The 22,227-nt window shown below is 65.3% G+C and carries 7 protein-coding genes; 4 read left to right on the forward strand and 3 right to left on the reverse strand.

The window, feature by feature from the left end; genetic code table 11:
- Positions 1–242 precede the first annotated feature (242 nt).
- From IVA75_RS37965 to IVA75_RS37975, 3 genes are all read left to right on the forward strand, one after another.
- On the forward strand, positions 243–1,016 hold the full coding sequence (locus IVA75_RS37965; RefSeq protein WP_247288974.1) for a hypothetical protein: 774 nt from the start codon (positions 243–245) through the stop codon (positions 1,014–1,016).
- Between the two features lie 68 nt (positions 1,017–1,084).
- Entirely contained in the window at positions 1,085–17,410 is a 16,326-nt protein-coding gene (locus tag IVA75_RS37970; RefSeq protein ID WP_247288975.1) for a leukotoxin LktA family filamentous adhesin, read from the forward strand.
- Positions 17,411–17,421: 11 nt separating this feature from the next.
- The gene (locus IVA75_RS37975; RefSeq protein ID WP_247288977.1) at positions 17,422–19,116 is read left to right on the forward strand and encodes a ShlB/FhaC/HecB family hemolysin secretion/activation protein; all 1,695 of its coding nucleotides are present in this window, start codon (positions 17,422–17,424) and stop codon (positions 19,114–19,116) included.
- A 128-nt stretch (positions 19,117–19,244) separates the two neighbouring features.
- Here IVA75_RS37975 and bluB read toward each other — a convergent pair whose 3' ends face one another.
- Genes bluB through cobU form a run of 3 tightly spaced genes read right to left on the reverse strand, consistent with a single transcriptional unit; the run spans position 19,245 to position 21,164 of the window.
- Positions 19,245–19,877: a 5,6-dimethylbenzimidazole synthase gene (bluB, locus tag IVA75_RS37980; protein WP_247288979.1), complete on the reverse strand. Its 633-nt coding sequence runs from the start codon at positions 19,875–19,877 to the stop codon at positions 19,245–19,247.
- Positions 19,878–19,881: 4 nt separating this feature from the next.
- Positions 19,882–20,664 carry an adenosylcobinamide-GDP ribazoletransferase gene (gene cobS / locus IVA75_RS37985; protein WP_247288982.1) on the reverse strand — a complete coding sequence of 261 codons (783 nt, stop codon included), beginning with the start codon at positions 20,662–20,664 and terminating at the stop codon, positions 19,882–19,884.
- On the reverse strand, positions 20,661–21,164 hold the full coding sequence (gene cobU / locus IVA75_RS37990) for a bifunctional adenosylcobinamide kinase/adenosylcobinamide-phosphate guanylyltransferase (protein ID WP_247288984.1): 504 nt from the start codon (positions 21,162–21,164) through the stop codon (positions 20,661–20,663). Before cobU ends, cobS begins: the two co-directional genes overlap by 4 nt.
- A 121-nt stretch (positions 21,165–21,285) precedes the next feature.
- Between cobU and cbiB the strand changes: the two genes are divergently transcribed.
- Positions 21,286–22,227 carry an adenosylcobinamide-phosphate synthase CbiB gene (cbiB, locus tag IVA75_RS37995; RefSeq protein ID WP_247288986.1) on the forward strand — a complete coding sequence of 314 codons (942 nt, stop codon included), beginning with the start codon at positions 21,286–21,288 and terminating at the stop codon, positions 22,225–22,227.

Raw genomic sequence — 22,227 nt, forward strand, 5'->3', positions numbered from 1 at the left:
GGCATCCACAATTGATGAAAAATTGCGTTTGTGACTGCTCATTCGCAGCGTTTGGCAGCCCGATACCGTATTCCTACGCCGCCAAAGAGTCGCTGTTCGAACCTTGCCTCCTCCGTGACACCTTGTAACGCACTGCGGCGTTGCAACATTTTCCGTCTCGGTCGTGATGACGGTTCGGGGAGGCCGATTTCGTAGCTGCTGATTTTTGAAGCGTTGTTTCAAATTTTTTTCGAAGGTTTTCGATGCGCAAGATCTATCTCGTTCCGGCCCTCGTCGGCCTGCTCACCTCCGTTGCAGCGGGCCCCCTTGCGGCCCAGGGCGCCGTGCCAAAGCAGAAAGCTGCGACGGCACCGAGAGCCGCCGCCGGTGCCGCTCCCGCAGCAGCCGGGACGCCGGTCGCTGCCGGCGCGACGTCGGCGGCCGCGGCCGAGACGGCGGCCCCGGACGACAAGTCCAAGGCGATCGACTCCAAGGCGATCGACGGCTTCCGCTCGGCCAAGTTCGGGATGAACGAGGCCGACGTGCGCGCGGCGATAGCCAAGGATTTCGGCGCGAAGCCCGACGCCGTCAGGGCGCAGGACAATGCATCCGAGCTGACGCACAGCCTGCTCTATTCGGCGCCCGAGCTGCTGCCGAACGGCGGCACCGCGGAGCTCTCCTACGTGTTCGGCTACAAGTCGAAGTCTCTGATCCAGGTCGGCGCGGTCTGGTCGAAGGGCACCGACGCGGCGATCACGCCGGAGAAGCTGTTCTCCAACGCCAACATCCTGCGCGCCCATTTCCTCAGCGAGGGCTTCAAGCCCGACTCCATCGCGGTCAACATGCCCGTCAACGGCGGCATCGTGATGTTCCGCGGCAGCGACGCCAAGGACCGCTCGGTCATTTTGCTTCTCCAGGGCACGTTCGAGAACAAGGACAACAACCAGCGAGTGCTGACGCCTACCAGCCTGCTGCTGTTCTACGTGGCCGATGCCAAGAGCCCCGACATATTCAAGCTGCCGCCCGGCCAGTTCTGATGCCGCGCGCCACGACATTCTCCCAGCCGGTTGTGGATCGGCCCCAGTGCCGATGAAGAGGATCTGAAATGCGCCGACCATCTGCAAGGCGAGACAATGACGAGCTTACGCTGCGGGGGCTCGCGCGTTTCCGCTCGATGTCACTGCTCTGCGCGATGCAGATGGTCTTCCTGCCGGTGTTCAGTGTTCGCCTGCAGGCGCAGCCGGCGAACGTGATCACGCCGGACGGCCGCACCGGGACCAGCCTTCAGACGTCTGGCAGCGTGACCACCGTCACGACGTCGACCGTCTCCGGCACCAGTGCCTTCAACTCGTTCTCGCAGTTCAGCGTCGGGCAGGGCAACACGGTCAATCTGCAATTGCCGACCGGCACGCAAAATCTCGTCAACATCGTTCGCGACGCACCGGTCTACGTCAACGGCACGCTGAACTCCTACATGAATGGCGCGATCGGCGGTAACGTCTATTTCGCCGATCCCAAGGGCTTCGTGGTCGGCCGCAGCGGAACGGTCAATGTCGGCAGCCTCAACGTCTCGACGCCGACGCGCGAGTTCACCGACAGCCTGATCGGCGCGCAGGGGCAGATCAACGGTTCGGCCATCGCCAATCTGATGGCGGGCTCGTTCCCGGTCTCGCCGGACGGCAACATCCGGATCTACGGCCGGGTCAATGCCATCGATGGCGTGCGCCTGACCGGGCAGAACGTCCTTGTCGGTGGCGCGAGCCAGCGCGACATTGCCAATCTCGATCATGCCGCGAAGTTCGCGGCCTCGGTCAATTCCAAGGGGCTGCGGAGCGCTGCCGCGATTTCCGTGCGCAACGGCTCCATTCACATCGGCGCCGTCAACAGCGCCAGCGTCAACGGACGGCTGACCGCGCGCAGCAAGACCACCACGCCAAGCAACATCACGGTCGTGGCCGGCAACCAGGCCGAACTCGGCAAGAATGCGCGGCTGAGCACGGCGAGCAGGACCGCCGATGCCGGCGGCGTCCTCGTCAAGGCCGGCAACGACGTGACCGTGAAGAGCGGCGCGAAGATCAATGCCAGCTCGAAAACCGGCAATGCGGGCCTGGTCGAGCTGAGCGGAAACGGCGTCATCGACGTCGGCAGCGGCGTTACCATCAACCTCGCCGCGCCGAACGGCCGGGCCGGCACGCTGCTGATCGACCCGACCGATGTGGTGATCGGCGACGCCAGCCAGGGCGACGTCGGCGTAACCCTCGGGAACACGTCCGTCGCCAACGCCATCGCGGCGCTCAGCGCTGGTGGCACCTATCTGGTTCAGGCCGACAATTCGGTCACACTGGCCGCGCATGCGGTGATCGATGCCCGCAACCTCGACGCCACCAAGACTCATTCCGTCGGCAACGCCATCAATGTCGAGATCGACGCGCCGACCATCAGCATCGTCAACGGAGCGAAGATTCTCGCCCAAGCGATCAATGTTGGTGGAACGAACTACGCCAGCGGCAGTGTCACGCTGACCGCGACGGCGACTGATACCAAGCTCTCGGGCCAGGCCACCGCGACCACAGGAATCACGATCGACGGCCAGATCACCGGCGGCGACATCTCGATTGGTGCGACCTCGACGGCGACATCGAGCTTCACCAGCTCGGTGCCCGGCCTCTTCACGCTGGTCGGCACCACGCTTGCAGCCTCGCTGCTCGGCCTCAACGGCGGCTATGTGGCCGCGAGCGCCACGGCGACGGTCAACATCAACAGCCACGCCAACATCAACGGCGTCGGCAACGTCGACATCAGGTCGCACGGCTCGGAAACGGCGCAGGATCCGGCGCTGGCGAGCACCTTGCTCGGCGGTTCGCCGATCGGCGCCGCCGCCGTCGTCGGCAAGCTCGACGGCAACGTCACCACCAACGTGGCCTCCGGCGCCACGATCAGCGCGGGCGGCAACCTCAACATCCACGCCATCAATGACGCCACGCTGAACGTGACTGCGGTCGCGGCGACGTCCAGCGCGCAGTTCGTCGCGACCGTTGCCTATTCCACCGGCTCGGTCTCGACCACCGCCAATGTCGCGACCGGCGCGAACCTTTCCGTCGGCAACGTGATTGCATCCGGCAACGCGCTGACGGTGCGTGCGATCAACAACAACTCGTTCTCGACCAGTGCCACCGCGGTCGCGCTGAGCACACCGAATGCGAGCGGCGGCATAGGCGGGGCGCTCGCCATCAGCGACGTCACGACGTCGGCCACCGCAAAGCTCGGCTCGTCCCTGGGCACCAGCACGTCGTCCCGGATGAACGGCTCCGTGATGGTCGAGGCGACGTCGAACACCACGAGCAACTCGACCATGGCTTCGACCATCGTCGGTACGCCGGCCGTGATCGGCGCGATCCAGGATTTCATGGTCTCCACGGCCAGCCCGGGTTCGATCATCGCTCAGCATATGATCCCGCTGATGCCGGTGAATTTCAATTTGAAGGCCGCCGCCGCGCTGTCGCTGGCCAACAGCACCGAAAACGCCACCGCGTCGATCGGCCAGAATCCGAGCGGCGGCGCACCGAACCTCTATGTCAGTGGCAACGTCGCCGTCGTCAGCACCCTCGTCGACCGCGGCGTGCGCAGCAACGCCACGGCTTCCGCGATCGCCTCGGACCCGACGAGCGGCGAGGGGGTCGCGATCAGCGCCGCGGTCGCATGGGGCAACTTCAATCACAATTCGAACGCCTATGTCGGCGGCGGTACCGTGATCAATGCGGCCAACATCGCTGTCGACGCCAGCACCTGGATGCCGATCACCAATACCTGGCTGAAGTGGGACGGATTGACCGAGGTTCTCAGCCACCTCAACGGCAATCTCGGCGTCGGCGGCAACATCCTGACCAGCTATGCCAACGCCACGGCCGACGCGGGCGATACCGCCGCCGTGGCCGGCTCGGTGAACCATTTCGTCGTGAACAATGACACCACGGCGTGGGTGGCCAGCAGCGCCAGCCTGACCGCGACATGCACGGCGGCTTGCGGCAGCAGCTGGTCCGCGACGGCGAACAACGGCGACGTCCACACTTACGACGCGAGCATCCAGATCGCGGCGACGACGACGACGGCGTCGATCGACGCCGCCGGCAATGTCGGTACACTCGGCTTCCTGCCCGGCAACACCTCCGGCGGCTCCTCGGTGGGCGGATCGCTCAATTTCGTCCAGTTCAACACCAGCACGATCGCCGGCGTTTCGGAGAGTGCATCGCTGCGGGCGGCGGACGATATCGCCGTCAACGCGATCACCTCGGATCAGTTCGTCGCGGTCGCGCCGTCGTCCGGAAAGGCCGGCGGCGCGCTGGCTCTGAACGGCATCACCTCGCTCGGGTTCCTCAACAACACGACGCACGCCTCGATCTCCAGCCAGGCCAGCGTCTTTTCTCCGACGCTCAACGTCCTGGCGCAGCAGGATCTCTCGGTCGTGACGATCGCCGGCGCGGTCAATGTCGGCGGCGGTTCGGCGGTTGGATTGTCCGTTGCCTATCTGGGCGCGAATATGGATACATCCGCCTATATCGGCGACAACCATTCCGACATCCGGTCCGGTCCGTTCAGCAGCAACGATCCGTTTGCCGGCAACGGCGGCGGAAGCGGCTCGGTCAACGCCGACAACCTCACGATCAGCGCCACCACCTCTGGCCGGATCACGTCCGCGGCCGTCGCGGCTTCGATTAGCGAGCCGTCATTGTCCAGCTTCGCCGACAAGGCGAACGCCGCCGGTGCCGCCGCGACCGGCGGGCCGGCCGGGATCGCGCTGGCTGCAAACAAGATCAGCTCGGGCTCGGGATCGAGCACGAGCGGCTTCACCATGGACCTTGCGGGCAGCTCGTCCGTGAGCGACGTCTCGCTCGGGACCAGTGCTTATATAAAGAATACGTCGGTCAACAAATTCACCACGGCGACCGCGGTGAACACGAATACGATCGTGCAGGCGCTCAACGACACGATTCTGAGCAACGGCTCCGGCTCCGCCGCGGCCAACATGTCGGGCGGGTCGTCTCAGGGAGCCGCGATCGGCGCCGCCATCGCGGCTGCGATGTCCAACAATGCCACGCTCGCCTATATCTCCGGCACCACGATGCAGAACCAGATGTCTGTGACGGTGCAGGCACTTAATGGCGGGTCGGAAACCGTCGTCGCCCTCGGCGTGGCCGGCGGAACGTCAGCTAATGCGCTCGCTCTGTCGGGATCTGTCGGCATCGTCACGGACAGTGCCAATGCCTATATCGAGAACTCGACGATCACGGGCTTCGCGACGGGGACCAACCGCGCGATCGAGGTCGATGCCTATCAGACCACGAACATCGCGATCGGCGGCGGTTCGCTCTATCTCTCGGGCGGCAAGGCCGGTGTCGGCATCGCGCTGACCTATGCGTCGATTGCCGATCCCTCGGGCGGTAATGCCACCGACGCGCATATCCGCAATACGTCGATCTCGAACTATGACAGCCTGCTGGTGCTGGCTGACAGCGCCAGCGTGATTGCGGCGGGCGCGGCCTCGGGCGGGGCAGGGAGCAACGCCAACGGACTTGCCGGGGCAATCGTCGTCGACGAGATTACGCCCACGACGACGGCGTATATCAGCAGCAGCGCGACGGTGAACATCAATGTCGGGCGCGTGACGGTGCTGGCGGACAGTGGCGCTGTGTCGGACCTCGATACGGCGCTCGGAAATCTGGTCAAGAAGTCGAACAGCGGTCATCTCGCATCGGACACGTGCACGGCCGCCGCCGGAAACGGCACGGCGAATTGCATAGATTTCAGCGCGGCGGCGCTCAACGGCGGCGCGGGTAACGGTCCGGGCGCCGGCATCGTCTCCGTTGCGGGCACCATCCAGGCCGGCAAGAACAATGTCGGCGCTTCGATGGTGTATGACACCATCGCGACGACGCATTCGGCCTATATCGCCAACGTCCGGATGTCGGCCCTCGGCACAGTCAGCGTGAATGCGGTCGACACCACGAAGATCCAGTCGGTCACGATCGGATTCGGTCTGGCGAGCGGCCAGTTTGCCGGCGTTGGCGGCATGACGATCAGCTCGATCGCCAATACTGTTTCGGCGGCTATCGGTAACAACCAGTCCGACACGACGCAATCGACCGTGACGGCCTCCAACATCTCCGTCACCGCGATCGAGAATTCCAGCATCACCGGAGCCGCCGCCGTCGCTGGCGGCTCGACGCAAGGCAGCGCCGCGGGCCTGGCGCTCGTCTACAGCAGCATTGCCAACAATGTCAGCGCCGGTGTCACCGGTTCCAAGCTGACCGCCTCGGGCAGTGTCGCCGTCAACGCGAACTCGAACGCCAGCATCTCGACAGTTGCCGTGGGTATCGCGATTTCTTCGCAGATCGGCCTTGCAGGCTCGGTCGCTACCAATCTGATGGGAACCAACGTCACCGCCAGCATTGCCGGCGGGGCCGACGTCATCGCGAACAACAACGTTGCCGTGCTAGCCGGCAATAATGACAAAGCGGGTGTTTTCGCCGGCGCCGTGTCCATCAGCAAGGGCGCGGCCGGCGGCGCGGGCTCGATGGTCACGAACAAGATCACCGGCACCACCGCGGCCTATATCAGCGGGACGACAACCAAAGTGGATGCGCGCGGAACCAGCACGAGCGACGTGCTTTCGGTCAACAGCGGCACGCTCGCGCACGCGATCGATCTCGGCGGCTTCAGCGCGCCCACCGACACCACGCCCGATCTGAGCGAGACCCAGGAGAGTGTACGCGGCCTCGCCGTCGTCGCCAGCTCGCACCAGGCCGTCGTCACCAACGTCGCCACCCTGTCTGCGGGCTCGGGCATCTCCATCATGATCAATCCGATCACCAATGTGATGAGCGGATCCACCAAGGCCTATATCGACGGCGCGGCAATCGACACGCGGCTGGCAAGTTCGACGCTGGACCCACAGATCGAGGTGGCCGCCAGCAGCTTCTCCTATTCGGGCGCGTTCGGCGCCGGCGTGGTGCCGCCAACCGGGAGCGGGGGCGGCGGCGCGACCATTCTCAGCACGACGATGTCGCGTGACACCGAGGCGTACATCACCAATGCGACCGTTGGCGGCGTGCAGTCGACGAGCGCAACGGTGGGCGCCGTCACCGTGAAAGCCAATGCCGAGCAGGACGCGTCATCGATCGCGGTCGGTTTCGGCACCGGCTCGGTCGGGCTGAACGTCTTCGTCGCGACTACCGAGGCCTATGTCGACGGCGGCTCCCTCACGGCGTCGTCGCTCACGGTCAACGCCTACGACGCCACAGGTATCGCGTCGGCGAACGGCTCGGGCGCGTATGGCAGCCAGGCCGCGATCGGCGCGGCGTTCCTGGTTCAGGTCTCGGCGAACCGGACGGAGGCCTATGTCGGCGACGAGTTCCACTACCAGGGCAACGGCGCGGCGCACACCACCGCGGTCAATCTGAGCGGTGCGCTCGACGTCCAGGCAACGACGAAAAACCGCTTCCAGGCTTATTCGATCGGCGGGGCGCTTTCGACCGGCACGGCGGCGATCGCCGGCATGGCCAATATCGAGATCGCCAACAATACCACCATCGCGGGCGTTTACGACACCACGCTGCAGTCCCCCACGGGCGGCGCGGCTGGCGCGGTCACCATCAACGCCACCGAGGACGTTGCGATCAAGGAGATCGCCGGCGCGCTCTCGATTGCAGCCAGCGGGTCCGGCGTTGGCGTTGGCGCGGCGGCCAACGTTATCGTCTTCAAGAGCCAGACCATTGCGGAAAGCCGCAACAGCAACCTCAATTCGTCCGGCGCGATCAATGTCGGGGCGCTCAGCACCAAGGAAGTGTTGTCCTACGCGGTCACCGCCGGCATCGGCGGCAGCGTCGGCATCGGCGCAACCGTCGGCGTCATCATCGTCGGCACCAACACCGCCGATCCGGATACGCAGGGCGAGCAGACCGGCCAGCTCAACCAGGGCAACAACGGCACCCTCGCGTCGGTGAACGCGGGCACCAATTCCTCGCACGGCAGCGACGCGGTCGCGAGCGGCACCTCGGGCAATCCGGGCAACGCCAACGCAACCTCGACCTACGACGTCAGCACCGTTTTGACGGGCGGCAATGACGGCGTCACCGCCCGGATCGCGGGCGGCAACGTCACGGGCACGCAGGTCAACGTCGCTGCTACCAGCGCCAACGCGACCAAGATGTTCCTGCTCGGCGCTGGCTTTGCCAAGAATGTCGGGATCGGTGCCGGCATCGGCTACACCAGCGTCAACAGCAGCGTGCTCGCCAATCTGAGCGCGATCGTTGCGGCGCCTTCCGTGACGGTCGCCGCGCGGGTCAAGGACGCCGACACCGGCCCTTATTCGGGCAAGACCGTCGACAGCGAGGCGATTGCCGGCGGTGCAGCGCTCTACTTCGGCGCGGATGCTGCCGTGGCGGTCGGCAACGTCGCCAACACCGTGACAGCCCAGCTCGGCGGCTCCGTCACCGGCACGGGCGGCACCGGCGTCGCCGTCATGGCGATGGACAGCTCGACGCAGAGCGTGACCGCGGGCGGCGGCACCGGCGGCCTTGCGGCCATCGGGGTATCGATCGCCACCACGGGACGATCCAGTTCGGTCGCGGCAAAGGTGCTGTCGAACGCGACGGTGAACAGCTCGACCCTTGCGGTTGGCGCAGGCGAGGCTGGCGCCATGTCGGCGTCCGCGACCGCGGTCGCCGGCGGTATCGTCGCCGGTGACGGCGCAGTCGCGACGGCAAAGGAAAATTCGACTGTTCTTGCCGAGATTGGTTCCAGCGCCTCGATCACCACCTCCGCGGCCGGCGTCGGCACGCTGGTGTCGGCATCGCTCACCCCCAATCTTTCGAGCAAGGCGATTGGCGTCGCGGTCGGCGGCGGCGCCATCGGCGTATCGGTCGCGGAATCGATGGTGACGGCCACCGTCACGGCCAATGTCGGCGACAACACCACCTTCTCGGGCGGTGCGCTCGCCGTGACCGCGATGGCGCTGGTTCCGACGAGCGGCACGACGACCTACGCCTGGTCACTCGCTGGCGGCGGTGGCTCGCTGATCGGCGCACAGGGCAGCTACGCCAGGGCGTCCGAGAACGCGACGGTGAGCGCGTATGGCGGCACCGGGATTACGCTTCCCAACGCCGACGTGGTCATCACGGCCCAGAACGACAGCAGCCAATACGCCCAGGCGACCGGCCTTTCGACCGGCTTCCTGGCAGTGGGTGCGACGGTCGCCCAGACGTCGTCGAGCGCGCACACTTACGCTTATCTGGGCGCCCCCGACGATATGGATGCGACCCATCTGAATCACGCCGACTACACCGGTATCCTCCAGATCACGGCGACCGGCAAGGACATCAACGTCTCCAATGCGACGGTTGGCGCGGGTGGCACTTATGCCGGCGCTGCCGCGGTCGCGACGACCAGTTCGACCGCCGTGACCAATGCGCGGTTCGACGGCGGCGCAACGGATGACACGCTGTTCTTCGGCGGCCTCAACATCCAAGCCAAGCACACCACGAACTATGCCGCCAGCGGCGATGCCTACCAGGCGTCCACGGCCGGCGTCTCCGGAGGCAGCGCGCAGAACGACGTCAACGCGACCACGACCGTCGACATTGGACCTCATCTGATCATCAACTCGGCCGGCGGCGACATGGTCGCCATCGCCAACGACATCGTCAACCAGGCTGGTGGCGGCGCGCGGTCGGGCTCCGGTGGCGTGTTCGCGGGTGCTGCGGCACTGAGCAACACGCATGTCACCCAGACCGTCACCACCAATATCGGCGCCGGGACGGTGCTGAGCCTCAACGGCGATCCCCGGACATCGGCGGCGGTGATCAACATCGAGGCCTACAACACGCTGAATACCAACGACACGGCGAGCCTGGCCACAGCCGCGTTCTTCGCCGGCGGCGGCGCCGAATCCAACATGACGGCGAACGCCACGCTCGCGGTCAACATCAATGCCCGCGAACTCTTCAGCGCCGGCAAGATCTATATCGGTACGGCTGCCAAGATGGCGGCGGCCAACAACGCCAATGCCAGTCTCTACGGCGCGATCGCCGGCGTCGGCGCCAGCACCAACAGCTGGGTTCATGCCAACCAGGCTGTCACCGTCGGCAACAACGCCAAGGTCGAAGCCTGGGGCCAGATCAACATCTATGCCGGCATGTCGGGCGACACCATTATCTTCAGCAGCGTTCAGGCTACCGCGACGACGGTCGTCTACAACAACACCGCGATTCCGATCTCCACGCTCTACCGCGGCACGGCCAACGCCGATGACACCACGAGCCTGACGCTCGCCAACACCTCAAGCGTGCTCGGCGTCCAGAACATTTCCCTGGGAGCGACCCAGGGTCAGGTTACGGCCTCCGGCAATGGCAGCAACTACAATCCCTATCTGGACATCTTCAGCGCCAAGAACAGCGACAACCACAGCCACACCAGCGGAACCGGCGATGTCGCGCTCAATGGCCTGGTGGTAGCGGGCATCAACAACGATATCACCATTACGATCGACGTTGGTGCGGGCGCACCGACCGCGAGCACGACGAGTCCTTACTCGTCACTGCTGTCCGGCGGTTCGTCGACACCCACCCTCGAATATGTCGCCGACGTCGATCACTTCAACCCGATGATGAGCTGGAACCACCAGGTGGTCCAGTACACCATCGTCGGCGGCTTCAATCCCTATCAGAGCGTCGTCAACCAGCTCGCCACGCTGACCGGCCTGACCGAGACGCAGATCCGCTCGCAGCTCGCGGCGGCGACGCCCGCGGCGCCCGCCACGATGTCGCCGTCCGGCACCGATCCGACCGGCGACTTCCAGCGCCAGATCAACGCGCTGATCCAGCAGGCGCCGTATACCTCCGACGCCGCCGGCAATGCCTTCGCGTTCGGCGATATGCTGGTGTCCGCCGGCAACGTCTCGATCCTGGCGCAGAAGCTGACCGGAAACAGCGGCACGAACCCCGCAGCGCCGGCGGTCATCGCGCGCAGCTCGCCGATGATCAAGATCGAGAACAGGGGCCTCGACTTCATGGACCTGGCCAACCTCACGGTCACCAATATCACCGGAGGAAACATCACCTACCGCCAGATCGACCATGTCGACCCGGATTCGCACTCCAATGTGACCTTCACGGCCACGCCGAGCGCGACGCCGATCATCGACATCTCGGCCACCTACAACCGCCTGGATCCCTCCAGCGGACTCGGCGTCGACCAGAACGGCAACCAGCTGACCCGCACGCCCGACATCTATTTCGACGGCGTCGTCAACAACGAGAACGGCCTGCTCAAGATCACCAACAATCTCGGCAGCATCGTCGCGTCGCAGTCGCTCAACGCCGCGACTGTCCAGATGGTGGCGCCCAACGGCTCGTTCGTCTTCCTCGGCGGCATCGGCAGCTTCTACACCTCCAACCACGATGTTCTCTCGCAATGGTCGGGTGTCGAATTCAAGCCAGGTGATAATGACACGCTGACGGCGGTGATGGCGGCGGCGACCTATCTCGGCGCCTATGGCGATTACGCGAACAGCCCGCATATCGGTGCGGGCGGCGGTCACCCGTATTCCTACTATTGCTGCGTCGACGGCAATAACGGCGTTCAGCAAACGGCGAGCAACAGCACCATCTTCACCGCGCGCATGCTGGATCTGTATTACGACGGCCTGTCGCTCTATTCGGCGATCTTCCTGCCGATGGGCCAGGGTGCGCCCGGCGCCGGTAACCCGAACGTCGGCGGCGTGCCTAACGCTGCTACGCTCGCGATCATGGAGGGCCCGACGGCTCAGACCATCTCCACCGCGCCGTGGGAGCGAAATACCTATACCGGGCAAGGCGTCTACAGCAACTCGACCTACGACTACACCACGACCTCGACAGATGCACAGGGCAACACCACCACCACCAACCACACGGCTACGTATTACTCGCCATTCAATTGCGCGGGGTGCTCTGCCTACTTCCAGGTCGTCAATATCCAGCCCGACGTGATCACGCCGAAGACCGCGTCTTCGAACTCAGCCGCGAACTCGAGCACGGGGACCAATCCGCCGGCTAACGCGCCCTTCATCTTCGGCAAGGCGATCATCATCTCGGCGGGGGTCATCAACATCAACGGCACCATCCAGAGCGGCACGAGCAGCGATTACTCGGTCGATATCGGCGGCTCCACGTTGACCGCCATCAACGACCTCAAGAGCCGCAATGCGGGCGCGGACTTTGCCCAGGCCCAGGTCAACGCCCGGAACGGCAGCTATTACGACATCACGGCGTCTGCGACGACGGAGGCTGCCGGCGACATCAAGATCGGCGTGAAGTACAACGCTCTCACCGACCAGATCCTCGTGAACGGCGTGGTTCAGGGCTCGGGCGGCTACGTCTATCTGAACGGCAGGATCATCTCGACCTCGACTCAGGACGGTGTCTCCCAAGGCACGATCGCGGTCAAAGGTGGCGCCGGCTCGATCACGGTCAACAACACAACCGGCCTGCAGCTCGTCACCAACACCATCAATACCGGCGTCAGCGCGCCGAGCGTGATCGAGATCGTCGATCAGCTCAAGCAGCAGACGACGTGGTACGTCTACAATCCGTCCGCCGCGGGCGGCCAGCAGGTGTCGACGTATCAAACGAGCGGCGTCAATGCGAGCCACTACACCGACACGATGTTGACGAGCCTCAGCGGCACGGCAGGTATCCAGTACGCGACCAAGGCAAACATGTTCTACCAGTGGGTCGATACGGCTACGCTGGATCGTCCGACCAGCTCGACGCAGTTCGACTACGGATGGCACTACACGCCCAACTCGGCGACCGGGCAGAACTGGACCCGCACCATCAGCCTGGTTTCGGACGTGCAGCAGGCCCAGGGCGGCGGCGGCAGCACTGGCCCACAGACCTCGAACTTCCAGGAAGTCGTCACCGCAACCGGTTCCTATCACACCGGTGGCGGCAACACCCATCCCGAGAAGTGCTGCGGCACGGACAACCAATACAATTGGTACCAGAATATCTATGATCACCTGACCTTGACGCTGACCAATACGGTCAAGGCGTCGAACCCGATCAACATCTCGTTCAGCGGCGGCGGCAACAGCACGGTTCTGGTCACGTCCAACTCCGGCATCGTCGTCAACGGTCCGATCAACAACCTCTCGGGCACGACGACGGTCAGCGCCACGGGGGCCAATTCGGCTATCACCAGCGGCACGAACGCGAACAACCCGATGATATCGGGCCGGAGCGTCATTCTCTCGGCGGATGGCGGCATCGGCACGATCGGCGCGAATGGTGTTCCCGTCCAGGTGCAGGTCTATGGTGGCAGCCTGACGGCCAGTTCGATCGACCACGACATCGCGATCGCGGCCGTCGGCTCGCTTTCGATCAACCAGGTGAAGGTGAATTCGGCAGGAAGCACGCCGCAGGGCAGCGTCTTTATCTCGGCGACCGGCGACATCAACTCGGCCTCGCCCTACGACGTCGCCAACCCCGTCGTGATCGGCAAGAACGTCGAGATCAACTCCACCGCCGGCGCGATCGGCGCGACGAGCGCCGTCATCAACGGCGCGAGCACCCTGACCAATATCAATCCGCTGGTGATCCAGGCGACGGGCACGACGCAGGCCGGCGGCACCGTCGACGGCGGGGTTCTCGACAGCGCATCGGCGACCGGCACCTACATCGTGCAGTCCAAGGGCGACCTGCGTCTCGGCACGGTCCAGTCGAGCGGCGGCCCGGTGTTCCTCGAGGCGGCCGGCTCGGACGGCAACCAGGCCAGCATCCTGAACGGAAGGGCGGCGGTCGGTCTCACCCAGGCGCAGAGCCAGCATCTCCAGGACGTCTGGACCAGCCTCGACCTGCTCAGCGGCAACGCCGCCACCAACGCCGTCAACAGCTACCAGTTGATGGTGACGTCGGCCTATAACGACTACTTCCAGCTCAAGAACATCGCCTTCGCGAACGGCAGCACCTACAACCCGACTTCGGTGGGATTGACGGTGCTGCGGGCGCAGGTGGCGGCCAAGCTCGGCATCGATCCCGCAAACGTCTCGACGACGGACATGAAGGTCGAGGCCACGACGCGATTCCTGAGGGACCAGTTCCTGCTCGGCAAGATCACGACCGACGAGCTCAAGACGTCGCTGACGACATTGCTCGGCACGGCACCGGCAGATCCGCTGGGGACCGTGTTTGGCAGCTCGTTGTCGTCGACGCTGTTCACGAAGCTGTTCGACGGCATAACGACAGCCAATCAGCGCCTACCGAGCAATACGGCGCTGCAAACGGCGCTGAACACTTACAATGCGAACTACGCCTATGCGCTCGCGTCGACCGAGCGGGTCTACGGCATCATCACCGCGGGCGCGCAGTGGACGCAGAGCCAGCTCGCCTACACCGTCTCGTCGTCGGCCGTCGGCGCGGCGCCGCCGCCGATCGACGAGAACGTCGTGGCCAATGTCAGCGCCAACCAGATCATGCTCTACGCGCCGCACGGCTCGGTCGGCAATTCGGCAGCGCCTCAGACGTTCACATTCACCAGCGTCGATTCCTCGTCGCTGACGCCGGCGCAGAGGGGATTGCTCGCGACGGCCGGTCCGGGTCAGCTCACCGTCGGCGCGGTCACGGATCCGACCACCCACGTCGTGACCTATACGGTCAGCCTGTCGCAGCAGAACCTCGTCGTCGTCGACAACCCGATCGCGATCTCGGCCAAGGCGCTGACCAACATCTATCTCGGCAGCAAGAACAGCCTCACGCTCGGCGGCATCACCGCGAATTACGGCCCGATCGCGGCCGCGCAGGCCAACGGCATCGAGGTGACCGGCCGCGGGGACGTCAAGCTCGACGCCGTGACCAGCATCACCGCCGCCGCCGGCGTGACGGGTACGCCCGTGATCTCCGGCGATATCGGCAATCTGACTCTGATCGCCGAGCACGGCAATGTCGGTGCCCCCGGCGCTGCCGGAAGCAATCCCGCGACCAACGCGAACGCGATCCAGATCGCCTTCGCCGACCCGGCCAACGACCAGCTCGACCAGGTCTCGTCGGCGCAGGGCATCTATGTGAAGCAGACCACCGGCGATCTCATCCTCGGCAACATCGCTGCCGGCAATGCAATCCAGCTCGCGGCGACCGGCAGCATCTACGCCGAGTCCGGCTTCACGGACCGTACCGCGATCCATATTCTCGGCACCGACCTCGATCTGCGCGCCGGCGGCAGCATCGGCTTCAACGGCTCGACCTTCCAGCCGGTGCAGGTGAATATCTCCGGCGCCGTGACCGGCTCGGCGGTCGGCGATCTCAGCATCCTCGCGGTCACCGGCGACTTCGTGGTCGGCACCAGCGGCGCCTATGGGACGCTGACATCCGGCGGCGCACTGACGCTGAACGTTGCGCGCGGCGCGCTCACCATCAATGCCGACCTCGCCAGCGGTGGCCTGATGCAGCTCCTCGCCAACCGTGGCATGAACTTCGCGGCCGGCACCGGCACGGCGCCGGTGGTTGCGACCAGCAGCGCCGGCGAGGTGACGCTAGTAGCCGCGACACTGTCGATGGGAGCTTACTCCGCCATCAACGCGGCCGGCGTGATCTCCGTGACCACCACCGGCGACGCGACCATCGGCCAGCTGAATTCGTCGCTGTCCTATGCGGCGGCCTCGAACGCGCCTTCGATCATCGTCACCGCTGGCGGCGTTGCCTCGCTCGGAGCGATCATCGACAATGGCGACGGCCAGACCAAATTCGTCGCGGCCGGCTCCGGCGCCGAAGTTTCGCTGAGCGCATCCAACGGCATCGGCAACGCGACGAGCCGGTTCATCCTCAGTGCCGCGCGGCTGTCGGCAAGCACGAGTGCCGGGGACATCTATCTGAAGTCTCTGACCGACACCGAGGCAAGCCTGCTCTCGGCGGTCAAGGGCAGCGTGGACATCCTCGGCACCGGCGGCCTGACGCTCGACCAAGTGCTGGCAGGTACGGATGCAGGCGCAAGCGGCACCTTCAGCGCCGTCGCGAACAACGGCAGCATCGTCATCGGCACCGCCGACAGCAGCGGCTCGCAGACGGTCCATGCCATCCAGAACGTGACGTTCAAGTCGCTCACGTCCACCGGCTACAGCGGCGATGCCGGCGGCATCAACGTCAATGCGGACAACGGCTTCATCCTGGCGCAGACGGTGATGTCGGGCGGCGTGACGACGCTCGGCTCGGTCTCCGCCCACGGCTCGGCAAGGCTGATCGCGGCGGGCAGCAACACCGGTCATAACCTCACGGCGACGACCGGCACCGCGGTCCTGAGCGGCACCGTGGTCCATTGGGATAATCTCAGGGCCGGCGGCACACTCGACGTCACCGCGACCGCCGGGGGGATTACCGTTGGCACCGCCATCAGCGGCGGCACACTGACCTTGCACGCCGTCAACGACATCGTCTTCAGCCAGCTCACCACGACAGGCATCCCGGGCGACGCCGGCGACCTCAACGTCAAGTCCGACACCGGCTCACTCCGTGGCGGATCGATCTCGGCCAGCGGAGATACGCATTTCGATGTGGCCGGATCGGTCTCGCTCGACCGGGTCAGCGGCAATGTGATCAAGCTGACTTCATCGGGCGACCTGACCATCGATTGGGTCAGCGTGGTCAAGGAGCTCGATCTCGCCGCCGATACCATCAACGTCAAGGGCGAGCAGGTCCGCTCGAACCCGTCGGTTCCGCTGATCATGAACATCACCGGCCATAACGGCGGCGTCGCGACTTCGGCCAATATCTCGATCGATCCGGACAGCATCATCATCAACCAGTTCAAGGTGGTGGACGCGAACTTCTGGACTGATGCGCACGCGGTCGCGATCCTGAACGGCTATGTCCCAGGCCAGTTGATGCTGACCACGGCAACCCAGCAGGTGCTGCTCAACAACCGTACGCCCGCGCCGTCCAACTGGCCGTCGCTCCAACTCTACCAGCCGGGTGGCGTGTTCACGATGAGCCAGGTCGGGAATGCCAATGTCAGCAACGCCTATGTGGTGTTCTACACCGGCAACGTCTCGGCCACCGTTAGCAACTATGGGCCGACCCACACCTGCTGCTACGACTTCACCGGCGCCAGCATGGTGCGCAACATCCCGGTCGACGGCGAGGGCACCGAGAACATCGAGACCTGGCTCGCGAAGAAGGACGGGGGGACGTTCTACCTGCTCGGTCTCTCCGGCAAGGCGCGGCTCGATGCGCTGCTGACGCCGCGGCCGGTCGAGACCATCGGCTCTGGTCCCGCCGTCAACGTCGAGGGACTGAGCGACATGCGCAAGCTGCGCCGGCAGGGCCAGCGCGTGGGACGCGCCGGCTGGAAGGACGCGGCGATCGAGGCAGCGAAGCCGGCCATCGGCCGTCTCGCACAGGCATGGTAACGGGACCAGGGATGCGCATTCTGGGGGCAGCGATAGGGGTTGGACTGGCAGCGTCGTGCATCGCCTCCGCGCGGGCGCAGATTCCGTCGATCAATCCCGGCGTGATCCAGAACGATGTCGACCGGCAACGCCGGCAGCTCGAACAGCAGAGCGCGCCGCCCAAGCTCAACGGGCCGGCGGTGATTGGCGGCGAGCGGGAGAAGTCCCCGCTCCTGAAGCCGGGCGGGCCGAAATTCCGCCTGCGCAAGGTCGAATTCGACGCCTCCAAGTTCATCACGCCGGCCGAGCTCGACGAGATCGCGAAGAAGTATGTCGGCAAGAACGTCGACATCGCCTCGCTGCTGCAGCTCGTCGCCGACATCAACGCCATCTATACCGAGCGCGGCATCGTGACGGGCATTGCGACGCTGCCCGAGCAGGATGCCAAGGGCGGCATCGTCCGCGTCAAGCTGACCGAAGGCCGGCTCCAGAAGACGACCATCGAGGGAAACAAGCAGACCCGCACCGAGTACATCCTCCAGCGCGTGAAGGAGCCCGAAGGCGAGGTCCTCGACGTTCCAAAACTCAATCGCGACGTGATCTGGTTCAACCGGACCAACGACGTGCAGATCAAGGCGCTGCTCCAGCCCGGCACGACCTTCGGCCTGACCGATCTCCAGTTCGCCGTGATCGAGCCGCCGGTCGACACCTTGCAGCTCTTTACCGACAACCAGGGCGCGGAAAACACCGGGCGTTGGGAGGGTGGGGCCTTCTACAAGCGCCACGGCCTGTTCGGCGTCGACGACCGCCTGACCTTCTACGGCGTCCGCTCCGACGGCAACCTCAACGGCAATGTCGCCTACAGCATCCCGGTCAATCCCTGGGGCGGCCGCGCCGGCGTCAGTTATACCGAAGGCAAGATCAAGATCATCCAGGGACCGTTCGTCGCGCTCGACGTCACCGGACGCTCGAGCCAGGCCGCGGTCAGTTTCAGCCAGCCGGTCTGGGTGACGCAGAACTGGCTGGTGCTGCTCAACGCTGCGGAGACCGAAGGCAAGACGGTCAGCCGCTTCGCCACGGTCGCCGTGACCCAGGATCACTACGACAAGGCCACGGCGGGCCTCTCGGTGACCAATTCCGGCAACACCTATTCGATCACGGTCTCGCCTGCGGTGAACTACATCGCATGGCAAGACCACGTGCTCGGCAACAACCGCGCGTTCAACACCTATACCGGCTCGTTGATCGCGACCAGCGCCGCAGGGCCGGCGAATTTCAGCACCAACGTGCTGGCGAGCTGGCAGTACACACAGGAAAAGCTGCTGCCGGGCGACCAGATCTTCTCGATCGGCGGTCCCACCACCGTGCGCGGTTATCCCTCCAACTCGGCGTCCGGCGACAGCGGCTATTATTTCAACGCCGAGCTGCACTACAATTGGTCGCAATGGCTCAGGGGTTTCGACACCTACATCTTCACCGACTGGGGTGCGGTGTATTCGACCTTCCCCGGGATCACCGAGTTGGGCTCGGTCGGCATCGGCTTCTCCTGGACCTACGCCTCGTTCATGACGTTCGAGGCGAATTACGCGACGCCGCTGAAGATGGCGGTCTCGACCCAGAACCATTACGAGGCCTATGGCCGTGTCATCTTCCGGCCGTTGTTGATGTTCCAGAAGCAGGAAAGCACTGCGCCTGTCGCGGCAGTGGCCGGCAGGAGCAAGTCGTAGCTGAAGCTCTCTCCGTCGTCTTTGCGAGGAGCTCTTGCGACGAAGCAATCCAGACTGATTCGGCGGCAAGATTCTGGATTGCTTCGCTGCGCTCGCAACGACAGGCGATGGACTGCGAGGCGGTCTGATTAACGCCGCAACGTAAATTCTTCCGCGCCGCGCCGCTGCTCCCACTTCGCCTGTTCCAGCTCGGGCCGGTCGCATTCGACCTCCGGATAGCCGATGCAGAGATAGGCGATGAACTTCCAGGTGTCCGGGACGTCGAGACTAGCGTGGATGCGATCTGGATGGAGGATCGATACCCAGCCAAGCCCGATGCCCTCGGCGCGCGCGGCGAGCCACATCGCGGTGATCGCCGCGACCACGGAATATTCCGTCGTCTCCGGCATTGTCGCGCGGCCGAGGCCGTGACCGATGTCGCTGGCCTTGTCCGCGAACACGGCGAGGTGGCCGGGGGCCTGTTCGAGACCCGACAGTTTCAGCGTCGCATAGCGCGCGGCGCGCTCACCGGCATAGGCATTCAACGCGTCGGCGTTGCACGCTTTGAAGTCGTCGATCACGGCGCGACGCCGTGCGGCGTCGTCAACGATGACGAAGCGCCAGGGCTGGCTGAGGCCGACCGAAGGCGAGAGACAGGCCGTCTCGATCAGGCGATCGACGGCGCCGTCAGGCAACGGATCGGCGCGAAAGCGGCGAACGTCGCGGCGCCACACGAACAGCTCGCGCAAGTGCTGGCGGAAGGTGTCGTCGAATTCGACCATCGCATCACCCTCCGATCTGGAAAGCTGCGGCAACCAGCAGGATCAGGATCTCGCCGGCCTGCTCGAACGCGCCGAGGATGTCGCCGGTCTGCCCGCCGATCTGGCGGATGGCAAGTCGCGCCAGCATCAGGCCGGCGAGAGAGAGCAGGATCAGGCTCACCAGCGCCTTGCCCGGCCCAAGCGCGAGCACGAGCGCGAGGGTTCCAACAGCGAATGCGATCGCAACGCTGCGGCCCGGCGGTGATCCGGCGCTCGCCGACAGGCCGTCAGGTCGTGCAGGCGCGACCTGCGACATGAACGCCGGCAAGCCCGCGCGGGCCGCTGTATGCGCAGCGCACAGCGCGAGCGCGACGGCCCACGGATTGGCGATCGCCGCGAGCGCGCTCCAGCGCAGGCCGAACGACAGGATCAGCGCGCAGACGCCATAGGTGCCGATCCGGCTGTCGCGCATGATCTCGAGCTTGCGTTGGCGCGTGCGGCCGCCGCCGAGCCCGTCGGCAGTATCCGCAAGGCCGTCCTCGTGCAGCGCGCCGGTGACGAGGGCGGTCGCGGCCAGCGCGAGCAGGGCGGCGAGGCTCGATGTCAGACCGAACCGGCTGGCGATCGCATAAACCAAAGCGCCGGTAAGCCCGACCGCCAGTCCTGCAACGGGAAGCGCCCATGCCGCGCGCGCGATGGCCCCGTCGCCGGCTGGCTTCGACGAGGCGACGGGAAGGATCGTCACGAACGATGCGGCGATCCTGAGATCGCCGATGACGTCTCGCAGGAGTTGGTCGCGCGCCTTCATTTCAGCTTCATCGGCAGGCCGGCGACGACGAACTCGGCCTCGTCGGCAACGGCCGCGATGGCCTGGTTCATGAACCCGGCGGCGTCTCGGAAGCTCCGCGCCAGCGCATTGTCGGGGACGATGCCGAGGCCGACTTCGTTGGTGACGAAGACGACGGGGCTCTTCTGGGCGCGCAGGAAGACGGCGAGCTTCATGACTTCGTGATCCCAGTTGCGCTGCGCATGCATCATGTTGGAGAGCCACAGGGTCAGGCAGTCCACCAGCCTAGCGCCGCCGCCATCGGTTTCGATCAGCGCCTGCAGAAGATCGAGCGGTACCTCCCGCTCGATCCAATCGGTTGAGCGTCGTCTGCGATGCTTTTCGATGCGTGCTTCCATTTCCGCATCGAGCGCCTCGGCCGTCGCGATGTAGACGGGGCGGCCCGGAAAGCTGCGTGCGCGTTTCTCCGCATGGGCGCTCTTGCCCGATCGCGCTCCGCCCGTGATCAAGATGACGGCCATAACGGTCTCCTGTGGGCCTGACTAATCACCAAACGCGGCCAAAGACAAAGCCGAAATCAGGCAGTCGGGGGCTTGCGTTCGGCCTTCGCTTTGCGCAACAGGGGCGGGACAGGAGACGCGTGTGGGTTTTGCGGGTGCGATGGCGGTTGCGATGGCGGTGGATGCCCTGTTGGGCTGGCCGTCGTTGTTGTTCGCGCGCATCGGCCATCCCGTCACCTGGCTGGGCCGGCTGATCTCTGCGGTCGACACCGCCTGGAATCGACCGTCCGATCGGCCGGCATTTCGCCGCGCCGCTGGTCTCGCCGCAGCGCTCGTGGTGATCGCGCTCTCCGTCGCGGTCGGCTGGGCACTTCAGTCTCTGCTTCCCCTGGGCTGGATCCAGATCGTGCTGGTCGGCGTCCTGGCCTGGCCGCTGGCCGCCTTGCGTTCGCTGCACGACCACGTTGCTGCCGTCGCGAATCCCATGCGGGCCGGTGACATCGCCGCCGCGCGCGACGCGGTCTCGCGCATCGTTGGCCGCGATCCCCTGACGCTCGACGAGGCCGGCATCGCGCGCGCGGCGATCGAGAGCCTCGCCGAGAATGCGTCCGACGGCATCGTCGCACCGGTGTTCTGGGGCGCGCTGTTCGGTCTGCCCGGCATTTTGGGCTACAAGGCGATCAACACGCTGGACTCCATGATCGGCCATCGCTCCGAACGGCACGAAGCCTTCGGCTGGGCCGCGGCGCGCATCGACGATGTCGCCAATTTCATTCCGGCGCGGCTGACCGGATTTCTGTTCGTGCTGCTGGCGCCACGGCGATCCGAGGCGCTGTCGTGCATGACGCGGGACGCACGCCGTCATCGTTCGCCCAATGCCGGCTGGCCGGAAGCAGCCATGGCGGGTGCGCTCGGCGTGCGGCTCAGCGGTCCGCGGGTCTATCACGGCAGCACCACGAACGAGCCCTGGTTGAATGAAGGTGCGCGCGATCCGCTTGCCGCCGACATCGATCGGGGATTGACGGTTTACCGCCGCGCCATGCTGCTGCTCGCCGGCCTCCTTGCGATCCTGGCCTTCGCGTGA

Origin of the sequence: Bradyrhizobium sp. 134 (genome assembly GCF_023074155.1) — a bacterium.
GTDB lineage: Bacteria > Pseudomonadota > Alphaproteobacteria > Rhizobiales > Xanthobacteraceae > Bradyrhizobium.